The sequence below is a fragment of the Streptomyces sp. CNS606 genome (assembly GCF_000426325.1).
Map to the genome: position 1 here is coordinate 1 of NZ_AUFD01000048.1, position 7,826 is coordinate 7,826.

General features: G+C 70.5%; 8 protein-coding genes. 7 read left to right on the forward strand and 1 reads right to left on the reverse strand.

Going from position 1 to position 7,826, the window contains the following annotated elements; translation table 11 throughout:
- The first annotated feature begins 651 nt into the window (after positions 1 to 651).
- Positions 652 to 2,511, forward strand: a complete 1,860-nt coding sequence (locus K304_RS0120320; protein ID WP_158687387.1) for a TraM recognition domain-containing protein — start codon at positions 652 to 654, stop codon at positions 2,509 to 2,511.
- Between the two features lie 4 nt (positions 2,512 to 2,515).
- Here the strand turns inward: K304_RS0120320 and K304_RS0120325 are convergent, their stop codons facing one another.
- The gene (locus K304_RS0120325; protein ID WP_027765231.1) at positions 2,516 to 3,094 is read right to left on the reverse strand and encodes a hypothetical protein; all 579 of its coding nucleotides are present in this window, start codon (positions 3,092 to 3,094) and stop codon (positions 2,516 to 2,518) included.
- A gap of 531 nt (positions 3,095 to 3,625) precedes the next feature.
- On the opposite strand from K304_RS0120325, the gene K304_RS0120330 reads away from it, so the two are divergent.
- From K304_RS0120330 to K304_RS33475, 6 genes are all read left to right on the forward strand, one after another.
- Positions 3,626 to 3,958 (forward strand): DUF3846 domain-containing protein, encoded by a 333-nt coding sequence (locus K304_RS0120330; protein WP_027765232.1) that lies wholly within the window; start codon positions 3,626 to 3,628, stop codon positions 3,956 to 3,958.
- A gap of 89 nt (positions 3,959 to 4,047) precedes the next feature.
- Positions 4,048 to 4,446, forward strand: coding sequence for an Rv3235 family protein (locus K304_RS34170; RefSeq protein WP_027765233.1), 399 nt, complete (start codon positions 4,048 to 4,050; stop codon positions 4,444 to 4,446).
- Between the two features lie 90 nt (positions 4,447 to 4,536).
- Complete coding sequence (locus K304_RS0120340; RefSeq protein ID WP_027765234.1) at positions 4,537 to 5,307, forward strand: ArdC-like ssDNA-binding domain-containing protein; 771 nt, start codon at positions 4,537 to 4,539, stop codon at positions 5,305 to 5,307.
- Positions 5,308 to 5,369: 62 nt separating this feature from the next.
- Positions 5,370 to 6,170 (forward strand): Rad52/Rad22 family DNA repair protein, encoded by an 801-nt coding sequence (locus K304_RS30245; protein WP_037791309.1) that lies wholly within the window; start codon positions 5,370 to 5,372, stop codon positions 6,168 to 6,170.
- Positions 6,167 to 6,652 (forward strand): hypothetical protein, encoded by a 486-nt coding sequence (locus K304_RS0120350; RefSeq protein ID WP_027765235.1) that lies wholly within the window; start codon positions 6,167 to 6,169, stop codon positions 6,650 to 6,652. The genes K304_RS30245 and K304_RS0120350 overlap by 4 nt, the downstream gene beginning before the upstream one ends.
- Positions 6,653 to 6,782: 130 nt before the next feature.
- Positions 6,783 to 7,286: a hypothetical protein gene (locus K304_RS33475; RefSeq protein ID WP_158687388.1), complete on the forward strand. Its 504-nt coding sequence runs from the start codon at positions 6,783 to 6,785 to the stop codon at positions 7,284 to 7,286.
- Positions 7,287 to 7,826 lie beyond the last annotated feature (540 nt).

Here is a 7,826-nt window from a genome sequence, read left to right on the forward strand (position 1 = left end):
GACGGGCTGGTCGACGACGGGCTGGTCGACGACGGGCTGGTCGACGACGGGCTGGTCGACGACGGGGTGGGTGGTGACGGAGTGGGGGCTCGCCGCTGGCGCGGCTCACGGGGGCCGGGCGCTCCGCGCCCTCGTGGGTGGTGGCGGCCGGTTGCCGTGTGTGGTGTGGGGGTGGTGCCGCCGCGCCGCTCCGCGGCGGGCGGTCGCTCCGCGACCGCGGGGGTGGGTTGGGGGTCGGGCGCTCCGCGCCCTCGGGGTGTGGGGCGGGGTTCGGGCGCTGCGCGCCCTCACTGCCTGGAGCGGGGGTCGGGCGCTGCGCGCCCTCCAGCTGAGGGCGTTCCGGGCGCTCCGCGCCCTGGGTGCGTCGCCGCTTCGCGGCGTTGCGGGCGGTACGGTGCTCCCGTCAAGCGGCGGTGTAGTCAGGTGAGTGCGGTGAGTGAGGTTCCACAGCGGCCGAGGGCTCGGTGGGGTGGGCAGGAGCGGCGGACGGTTTCCGGGTGGGAGGGCCTCGCTCGGATGTTCGGGGGCCTGGCGGTGGTCGCCGCTCCGTTGCCTGCTGCTGTCGCGGCGGTTGTTGCGGTGTGCGGGCGAGGTCTTGGGCTGCGGTCGCGGTGGCTGCTGGCCGTTGTGGGCGCGCTCGGGGTGCCGGTGGTGGTCGCGTTCGGTGCCTGGGCGTCGTACGGCGCGCCGTACCGGGAGATCGTGCGGGAGGCGTCCGGCGTGGACGCGGAGATCCTGCTGCAGGCCGGTCCCGATGGGTTGCTGTACGCCGTGCTGGAACGCGTGCCGGGCTGGGCACTGGGCCAGGCGCCGCTCGCGACGGCGGCCGGTGTGGCGGCCGGTGGGTTGTGGCTGGCGTGGCGGTGGCGGTTCCGTGCCCGGTGGCGGAAGGAGTCCGCGGTGCAGCTGCCGGGGCGCCGGCTGGAGGCCGCCGTTGCCACCCTGGCCAAGAGGGACGACCGCGAGCCCGCCCGGGACCTCTCAGGGCTGCGGGTTCGGTTGGGCGTGGACGCGGCCACGGGAGGGGTGTGCGACGTCCCCGGCCCGGCGCTGCGGCAGCACATGTTCGTCGCCGGGGCCACCGGCTACGGCAAGTCCCGCACGATCGAACGCCTGCTGCACGAGCTGCTCGTCACCGACCACGCTGCTGCGCTGCGGGTGCCGGTGGTGTTCATCGACATGAAGGCCGACCCCGACTTCGCCGCGGGGCTGGAGGCGATGGCGGCCGCGGCCGGGCGCCGCTTCCATCTGGTGACCGTCACCGGACGGGGCGCCACCTACAACCCGATCCGGTCCGGGTCGGTGGTGCAGGTGTGCTCGAGGATCGTGGAGACGCTGGACCAGGTCGCCGGCGGCGGCTTCTCCGAACCGCATCACCGGGAGGCGGCGGAGGTGTTCCTGCGGCACGCCATGAGCGCCTTGGACGAACTCGTCGCCGGCGGCGTGAGCGAGCAGTTCCCGGACGGCGCGCGGGCCTGGCGCCGTGACCTGCCGGACCTGTCGAAGCTGATGAGCGTGAAGGCCCTCGCCGACCGCACCCGGCTCCTGGGCGGCACCACCGGTCGCGAGGTGCACCGGTACCTCGAGTACCTGCACAGCGACGGCCGCGAACTCCAACGCTCCGTACCCGGACTGGCCGCGCGCATCGTCAACATGACCGCGGGCGACGCCGGCCGGGTGCTGACCGACCGGCACGACGGCATCGACTTGCACACGGCCATCACCGGCGGCGACGTCGTGCTCTTCAGCCTCTCTGCGGCCCGGGACGCCCGCGCCGCCCGGCAGATCGGCAGCCTCGCCCTCACCGACCTCGGCGCCGTCGGCGACCGCCTGCTCGAAGAGCGCTGGGGCACGGCGGGGGGCTTCTTCTTCGCCGGGGTGGACGAGTTCTCCGCCCTCGGAGGCTCCACCATGACCAGCCTCTTCCAGCGCATCCGCGGCGCCGGCGGCGGACTGCTCCTGGCCACCCAGGACCTCGCCGACCTCGACGCCGTCAGCCGCGAGTTCACCGCCGCGGTGATGACCAACACCAACGTCATGGTCCTGCACCGGCAGCGCTCCGCCGCCGAACCCCTCGCCGCCCTGCTCGGCACCCGCCCCGGCTGGGAGGAAGTCCTCCAGGTCCAGGACGACGACGGACTCCTGGGCACCACCAGCGGCACCACCGGCAGTTCCCAGCTGCGCCCCGTCCACGAGCGGATCGTGGAACCGGAGACGCTGCGCCGCCTCGCGCCCGGCCACGCGGTCCTCGCCATCGGGCACCCTTGCGACACCACCCGGACCGTGCGCGTCGCCCTGGCGCCCCGGCCCCAAGCGCCCGGCTGTGCCGCGCCGGTATCGATGACCAAGGCCAGCGTGGTACCGCCGATGCCGCGCACACCACCAACCCCGCCCGGACCGCCCGCGGCACCGTCGGCCCTCGAGACGCAGCCAGATTGGGAAATGCCTACGGGCCGGGCAGCGCCGACGGCCGGCGTGCCGGTCGTGGACGGTGCCGACATGTGGCACTGAGTTTCTACGCCGACGACGCTGTGCTCCTGTTCGTTGCTCGTTCGTCAGCATCACGGGCGGCATCGACAACATCCGCCAACTCATCGGCCGACTCCGTGGTCAGCCGGTAGAACCCCTGGAGGCTGGTCGAGCGCTCGAGGCGGCCGTCGACTACGTACTTCAGATTCCGGGTCTGGCCTCGACGGTTGCGCCAGGTCAGCCGTGCCAGAAGGGCACCGGGGACCGGGAGATCGAAGCGTACGGGCGTGGCGGCCACGTGCACCGCTGAGGCATCGCACCCGCCGGCACCGAGCATCGACCAGTCGTCGTGCCCGGGAAATCCCGGGTCTTCCCACGTACCAGTGGCGTCGCCGCAGCAGTCGCGCCGCTCCATGTCGATCACCCGCATCCGGCTTACGACGTACACGACGCACTGACTGACATGCAGCGCGTACACGTCGTCTCCGGCGCCAGCACCGGCCCAGGCAGGCAGGGAGGAGTGAATGCCGCTGAAGGCGACCGGCGGTCGCTGCCCCACACGACCCGCCTTTCGCAAGGCACGGCACGTGTCATGAGTCCACAAGACGGTGAAGGCATCAGGCATGCAGTGAGCCTACGAATCAGGACTGACAGCCCAGCTGGCCGCTCCCACAGGCGACCTCCGCGCAGTTCGGCGACGGGGCCGTGCCTCCGGCGGCCCTCCGGGGGGCACGACGCGAGCCAGAGGGGGAGGGGGCGCCGCTCCCGTGTGCGGCTCTTCGATGGTTGCTGTGGGCGGGGCGGGGTGGGCTGGTCCCTCCGGCCGGCCGACACTCCGAACCCTGCCCGGAACCTCGGGGGGCCGCACGGCCAAGCCCGGCTGCGCTGGGTCGCCCTGCGGGCGAGCCGTGCAACCCCCCGAGAACCCGGGCCCACCGCGAGCGCCGACCGACCGGAGGGACCAGCCCACCCCTTCACCCCCGCCCTGCCGGGGGCCCGGCCGCCCCGATCCGGCCCTCGATCTCGCGGCACGAAACCTGCTCTGACCTGCGTGTCTTACCGGAACACAACCCGCTTTTGCTGTAGAGTTTTATTTGTCGGCGAGGGGGCGGCACCCGACCCGACGCCCCATCACCACAGCAAAAGGCACACACAGATGAGCATCCTCCCCGTCACCCCCACCAAGGTCTTTTACGAGGTCCACCAGGACGGCGCCGACTTCCTCCCCTTCGTTCAGGAGCAGTGCGGCGGCCACGTCGAGGCCATCAGCCTCGAAGACGACCGCGTGATGTGGGTGCACGAGTACGGCAAGGACCTGGGCCAGCCCCACAACCCCCTCGCCACCGCCGCCATGCAGGCCGCCGGATGTGTCTTCCCCGGCGACTGGGTCGCCGGAACCGCCGTCATCACCGGCCGCAAGGGTCCGGAGACCGTCCCGCTGACGGACGACCAGCTGGCCCGCACCTACCGGGAACTCGCGATCCACTGACGCCCCCTGCGCGCTGCGGTCGGGAACGGCACCCGCCCGCAGCGCCACCCAGCCCCATCACCCCCCCCAGGCAGACAGGACCAACCGCAGTGACCACCACAGCCCCCCGCCTCCCACACCCTCAGGCCCGACGCCCAGCAGGTCGTAGCCCTCACCGGCCACGCCTGCGGCTGACCCCGCCCCATCAGTTCGCTCAACTCCTCCTGCTCGTCCTCAGCGGCCAACGGCCCGCGCACTCCCTGCTCACCCACACGCGCGGGCCCGCCTTCGGCCAGGTGACCGCCCTCGCCCACGGCGTACCGCTGCGCCCCCAGGGAGCGGACAGGCGAGCCGCCGTCCTGGCCAGCGTGCACGACCAGAGGCCCTGCACAGGGGTCATCGAAGTCTGCGCGCGCATCAGGGCCGGAGGCCGCGACCGGGCGTTGGCGTTCCGGTTGGAGCACGGCCCCGACGCCCGCTGGCGCTGCGCCGCCGTGCGCCTGGGCTGACCAAGCCCACGACCCCGCTGCGGACGGGAACGGCACCCGCCCGCAGTGCAGCCCCATCACACCCACCCCAGGCAGACAGGACGATCCGCCATGCCCGAAACGGCCATCCGGCCCCCGAAGCCCATCAACCCCAAGACGGCCAGCCCCGAGCAGATCACCGAGGCCCGTCAGATCCGCCGCCGCTGGCTCGACGACGCCGCCGACTGGGCCGTCCGCTCCCTCACGCAGGACGACGCCTGGCGCTCGTTCCTGTGGACCGCCGCCATGCACCCCAGCCGCCCCCGCGTCACGAACCTCGCGCTCATCGCCGTTCAGGCGCCGCACAACGTGGCCCACACCTACCGGCAGTGGCGCGCAGAGGGCCGCCAGGTCCGGCGCGGCGAACCCGGACTCCTGATCTACACCTCCGTCATCAAGGAGAGCGAGGACGAGGGCGGCAGCCCGGAGCTGCGCGGATTCGGCGTCGGCACGCTCTTCGCCTACGACCAGACCGACCCCGCCGACGGGGCACCGGCCGACGGCCACCAGCAGCCGGGACCGCCGACGCCCCGCACCGCCGAAGAACTCGACGCGGCCGCCATGGTGGCCCTGCACGCCCTGGAGCAGCGCTACGACCGCGCACAGGGCATCCCTGCGGCCCTCGCAGCCGTCGCCGTCTCCCGAGGGCTCAGCCCGGACGAGGCCGCCTCAGCGGCCCACCTCGCCGCACTTGCCCTCGACGCCCCCGAGGTCGGCTCCGCACCGCCGCCGCAGGCCCAGACCGAGGAGACGGACGAGGTACGCGACGCGGCACAGCGTGTCGTCGAACACGGCCGCGCCCTGGCCCAGCAGTTCGCCGCGCTCGCCCTGCCCCCGTTCTGACCCGCCCGGGCCGGGGCGGACACCACGCCGCCCCGGCCCTCCCCACGCATCGAGGGAGCCATATGGCACCGCAAACCGCCCCCAAGCTCACTACCCCCAAGCTCACCGACACCCAGCTTTCCTGGCTGCTCTCACCCATCCACGGCAGCCGCATCGGCAAGGACGGCAAAGGCTTCGCGCACGTCGAAGCCTGGGACATCCGCCGCCACCTGATCCGCTGCTTCGGATTCGGCGGCTACAGCACCGAGCTGCTGTCCGCAGACCTCGTGACCGAGCGCGAGACCCCCGCCAGCGGTGGCGGCCGATCCCGATGGACCGTCGTCTACCGCTGCGCCGTACGGCTCACGGTCAAGGTCGCGGGCAGCGAGCTGGGCCGCTGGCACGGCGTCGCCACCGGCGACGCGACCAACCTCCCCAGCATCGCGGACGCGCACGACCTGGCGTTGAAGACCGCCGACAGCCAAGCGCTCAAGCGCGCCGCCGTGAACCTCGGGGATCAGTTCGGGCTCAGCCTCTACAACAACGGGTCCCTTGGCGCCGTGGTGCTCAGCACGCTCGCCCACACCGCCGGCGGGGACCTGCCCGCCTCCGATCCGCCCGTACAGCCCGAACCGCAGGCCACCCAACAGCCGGCCACTCCGGACCCCCAACCGCACACGCACGACGACGAGACCGCCGCGCCGCCGAGCGCAACGCCACAAGACGAACGGCAGCAGGAATACGCGGCCATGATGCGCGTGGCCGCGAAGGTTAATTTCACCGACGGGCTACCTGATCAGTTCCGCAGCTTCTTCGGAGCCGCGATCGAGGAAGGCACCGCCGACCAGTTCCGGCAGGCTCGACAGCTCATGGAGAAGGCATGAACCTCCGGGAAACCGCCCTTCGCGAAGCCGAACTGACGCTCCGCATCGGACAGCTCAAAAAGGAGCTGAACACCGTACGCGAGGCCACACAGGAAGCCTTGGAGCAGGCCCACGAAGAGACCGGCACTCGACAAATCTCCGTCACGCTGCCCGACGGCCGACGCGTCGGAACCATCAGCGTCAATGAGGACACCAACAAGGCGGAAATCGCCGACGAAGAGACATTTCGGGAATGGGTATCCGCCAACTACCCCTCAGAAATCCTGAGGAAGTTCGTCGCGGAAATCCGCCCCGCCTTCGCATCCAGCATCCTCGCGGAAATGACCAAGGCGAACGCACCCTGCATCACCGACCCCGAAACCGGCGAAATCCGCGAAGTGCCCGGCGTCGAGATCCGCACCACCAGGCGCGGCGGCCACACCCTCCGATTCCGCGACGACGACGCCAAGGAAGCCGTCCGCGCCACCCTCCAGGCCGGATAGCCGACCCCAGCTAAGTCACGCCGCCTGGCAGCGCTCTGACAAGGCACAAGACGCCGGGGGTGTGCTCCCGCCAGCACACCCCCGGCACACCCCACAGCACACCCGCAGCACACCCCCGGGAGCACCAGCAATGACGACAGCCCACAGTGACGCAATCTCACAGCTCCTCCCCGATGGAGACGAACTGGCAGGCATGTTCCGTCAAATGGAAGTGGCGGAAGAAGAAATCAGCAAGGCTCAAGCACGCCATGGCGAAACGGGTATGGGCGGCCTCATCTGGCGCAGCTTCCTACTCCTCCAGCCGCAGCACAGCAGCACGCGTATGCGCAGCGAAATCCTGTACCGGTCCCACTGCCACGAACTATTGGAACGCGTGGTCATGGGAGCCGATACACGACCGGCCACAGACGCCGAGATGATCGCCTTCCTATCTGAATGCAGCCTAGCCGCGCCGCTAACCTCCACCGCAACATGCCTGTATTTCCGCCTGGCTGACCGATCAATCCCCGAACTTGCCCGAGTCACCGAACCCGCTATCGACCTAACTGCCTATGAGAAAGTACACGGCAACCAGACAGACGGGCACGAAGACCATTTGCGCAAGAAACTTCGGAGTGAGAAAAGGAAGCTCTGACAAAGAGAATACTCGCGGCGTTTCATCAACTGCGCTGCTCTCCTCGCGGGCTCCGAATAACCCCGGAAGGGCCAAGGGGTGTCCTCTGATTTCCCCAAGCTCTACCCGTGATGCATCACCCAGGAAGTGCCGACACGGACACCCGTTCAACATGCACACGGCCCCACCTGTCAACCCGTCAGGTGGGGCCGTGTGCATGCCCCCCCTCGGCCGCCTAACGGCAAACGGTGAACTGTCGGGCATCCCTTCGAGTCCGCCTGCTCGCCGCGCACGCCCCGGCATAACCGCTACTTGGCAGCGTCGAGACGCCCCCTATGGCCCAGACTGCCTGCCCGTGCTGCAACCCCCCAGTCACAGTCAGAGCGTGACACGACGTCAACATCCGCCGGAGGGTGCGCGGTGAATTGCGGAGCAATTCACAAGTAATTCGCGGAGCGAATTACGGGGAAATCCCGTCGGGATTTCCCACATGAATTGCGAAGCAATTCATGTTAACGCCGCGTAGCGGCGTGCGTCGTTCCTGCGGAGCAGGACGCGCGC